This is a genomic window from Duganella violaceipulchra (genome assembly GCF_019166075.1).
Classification (GTDB): domain Bacteria; phylum Pseudomonadota; class Gammaproteobacteria; order Burkholderiales; family Burkholderiaceae_D; genus Rugamonas; species Rugamonas violaceipulchra.
Map to the genome: position 1 here is coordinate 1 of NZ_JAHTGR010000178.1, position 309 is coordinate 309.

Annotated in this window: 1 protein-coding gene; it reads left to right on the forward strand. The window is 64.1% G+C overall.

The genetic code is table 11. From position 1 onward, the window contains the following. Positions 1–15: 15 nt before the first annotated feature. Positions 16–309: AMP-binding protein (locus KVP70_RS33575; protein WP_439897415.1), on the forward strand; the 294-nt coding region annotated here is incomplete at its 3' end.

A 309-nucleotide genomic window follows, 5' to 3' on the forward strand; every position in this document is an offset into this window, starting at 1 on the left:
GAACGCAGTGTTGAGATGATAGTTGGCTTGCTGGGGATTTTGAAGGCTGGAGGCGCGTATGTGCCGCTCGACCCGAGCTATCCCCAGGAGCGTCTGGTGTACATGTTGCAAGACAGTGCGCCGGTGGTGCTGCTGACGCAGACGGGCACGCAAGAGCGCCTGCCGGCTGCGGCCGAAGCGGGATTGGCGATACCGGTGCTGCTGCTCGACGGAGAGGAAGACGGCGCGGCCATGGCGCGTCAAGCATCGCACAATCCCGACCCGGCGCAGCTGGGCTTGACGGCGCGGCACCTGGCGTATGTGATCTAT